The 2,571-nt window shown below is 63.5% G+C and carries 4 protein-coding genes; all 4 read left to right on the top strand.

Annotated features, from left to right (window positions below; translation table 11 throughout):
* On the top strand, nucleotides 1-409 hold a 409-nt coding region (locus AB0N24_RS27480; protein WP_364131754.1), incomplete at its 5' end, for a GH36 C-terminal domain-containing protein.
* 88 nt (nucleotides 410-497) lie between these two features.
* Nucleotides 498-620 carry a hypothetical protein gene (locus AB0N24_RS27475; RefSeq protein WP_364131751.1) on the top strand — a complete coding sequence of 41 codons (123 nt, stop codon included), beginning with the start codon at nucleotides 498-500 and terminating at the stop codon, nucleotides 618-620.
* 385 nt (nucleotides 621-1,005) lie between these two features.
* Nucleotides 1,006-1,311: a SidA/IucD/PvdA family monooxygenase gene (locus AB0N24_RS27470; protein WP_364131749.1), complete on the top strand. Its 306-nt coding sequence runs from the start codon at nucleotides 1,006-1,008 to the stop codon at nucleotides 1,309-1,311.
* Between the two features lie 609 nt (nucleotides 1,312-1,920).
* Nucleotides 1,921-2,571, top strand: a 651-nt coding sequence (locus AB0N24_RS27465; protein WP_364131747.1) for a DUF4192 family protein, incomplete at its 3' end; no start/stop codon positions are given.

Below are 2,571 nucleotides of genomic sequence, written 5' to 3'. Positions count from 1 at the left end.
CGGCCTGTACAAGGAACACCGCGGCCTGATCCATAGTGGCCGGATGATCCGCGCCGACGTCGCTGATGACTCGCTCATGCTCCACGGCGTGGTGGTCGACGGCGGTGCAAACATGGGTGAAGGTTCGACGGCGGCGCTGTTCGCCTTGGTCAGCACACGCACCGCCTTCGCGGAACAGCCGGGACGGATCGCCGTCCCCGGGCTGGACCCGGAGCGGGACTACCGTGTAGAAGCCATCTTCCCGGCTCCGGGTGACGGCGACTATTCGCACACGTTCACGCAGGTCCGTCCCCCGGCCTGGCTGGCGGACGGCGCCGTCGCCAACGGGCGGTTCCTGGCCGAGGTGGGCCTGCCCATGCCCGTCCTCAACCCGGAGCACGCACTGCTGCTTAGATTCATCGCCCTCTAGCAATTGGACGGCCTGCCCCTGACGTTCCCCGCTCTCCGGAGTCGCCGGCATGTCGGGGGTAGTGGCCCCAGGCTGTCCTGTTGTAAATATGCAGAGCAACCCCGTTGTCCAGGGCGATGGTGGCAAGAGTGTGGCGCAGGCTATGCAGGCTGATCCGTCCCTCGACACCAGCTTTGCGGGCCAGACGCTGAACCGTCCGGAACGCGTCTGAGCGGTTCCACGCCCCCGCCCGTATCAGTGGTGAACAGGGCCGGTTCCAGACAGGGCGCATGCTCGTGATCCCAACTGTCACCAATCCGATGTCACGGCCATTGTCAGGTGATCACGAGTGCCACACCACTGACGCAATCCTCAACGGCTTCACGTTGCTGTCGTTCCCTGTCATCGCGCCACGAACGGGAATCAGCCACCGGGAACTCGCCAAAATGTCCTCATGGAGGAATGTGTGGCGAATTGGTTCTAGGTGGAGGAATCGCTCCGTAGGCTCACGCCAACGTGACGCGACCCACATCGCCAACCGAAATGGAGTGTTCGGTGTGCGAGCGGGACGCGAGACTCGTTAGTACCGCGGCGTTGTCTACGCCGGCGGAGCACAGGTGGGACCCATTCAGCCCGAGATCCCAGGACTGGATACGTTCTCCGGCGACGTCATCCACAGCGCTGAGTACGGCTCCCCCACCCCCAACTTCCGGGACAAGCGGGTGCTTGTTGTGGGCGTCGGCAACAGCGGGGTCGACATCGTTTCTGACGCCGCGTTCCACGCCCATCCCGCCTACCTCTCAACACGCCGTCGATACTGGTTCGTCCCGAAACTTGCCTTCTATCGGGCCGCGCCCGGTGTTTTCAACGGCCAGGCCCAACTTCCCAGCACCAGTGTGATTGACACACCCACCTGGGAATAATCCGTCGAACTTATTGTCTCCGGCGTCGGAGAACTCTCTCTGTACGGCCTCCCCACACGGGACCGCTCCCCCGCAATTCGCTGCCACCGCTCGCGCTGTGGCTTAGCTCCTTGAAGCGCAGGCATGTTGGCAGATTCTGTCCGGAGGTTCCTGCAGCAACGCGACAATCGCTACAACGGCGCCTGCGCCAGGACATTGGTGCCGTCGGGTTCATGTCCACCCAAGACCGGCCGCGGACCGCCATAGCCTCGCGGCCCCAGAAACAACCTATCTACACACTCCAGCGGATTCCCACCGGGTCCCTCCCCGTCATGCCGCGCCACTCCCCCACCTCCATGAACCACCAGAAGCAACTTCGCTGTTTGTCATTCTGATCCCCATCATCGCCGGGCAGGTCCTCCGCGCAACCAGGGCGCCACGCGCCGGGCCCGATCCAAAGTTTCGTTCGGCGCTCCTGCGTCGCTTATTTCCTCGCGAAACTTTGGATCGCTCCCGGTTCCCCAAGTTGCACTCCGGACCCTCAAACCCAGCGGTGACTCCGCTATCAGAACGACGCACAAAATCTGACAGACACATCCGGTGCCCGCCAGCCGCTGAAGGAGAAGGAACATGGAACCGCTCACCATCAAAACCCCAGCCGACGCCCTGAGCTTCATCGGGCACACCCTCGGCTTCTGGCCGCACGAGAGCCTCGTCTGCATCACCCTCGACGCCAACCGCGTCGGCGCAACCCTCACAGTCGACCTCCCCAACCGCGAAGGTGGACTCAGGTACGCCCGCACAGTCGCCGACTACCTCGCCCACGACACCAACGCCGCCAGCGTACTCTTCGCCGTCTACACCTCCGAGCCCCAAAAACCCGGGCAGCCCAAACCGCACGCAGCAACCATCGCAGCACTGACGTGCGCGCTGGCAGAGCGCGGAATGACCATCCGCGACGGACTCCTCGTCGGAGACAACACCGTTACCCCGTACGACGCCGACCCCCGCGACGGACTGACACTCCCGCTGAAAGCGACCCAGTCCAGCCAGATCAACGCCGAATTCGTCTACCGCGGCAGCACCATCGCACCGACAAACCACATCACCCTGCCGGCCTCGACAAAAGAAAGCCGCACCGCGGACGCCGTCGATGACCGTGTGAAAACCATCCACACGATGAACCCGGGCGAGGCCCTCGAACAAGCCAGGACACTCTGGGACGGCATGCTTGAGGCGATCTCCTACCCCAACGACGACCAGACCATCAATCTCATTGCG

The organism is Arthrobacter sp. NPDC093128 (assembly GCF_040683875.1).
Lineage (GTDB): Bacteria > Actinomycetota > Actinomycetes > Actinomycetales > Micrococcaceae > Arthrobacter.
Note: the sequence above shows the minus strand (reverse complement) of the source record. Positions and strands in the feature narration are given on the sequence as shown.

What these genes read in the sequence shown, in the direction of transcription:
- AB0N24_RS27475 (WP_364131751.1), top strand. Translation starts at nt 498, where the DNA reads ATGCAGAGCAACCCCGTTGTCCAGGGCGATGGTGGCAAGAGTGTGGCG.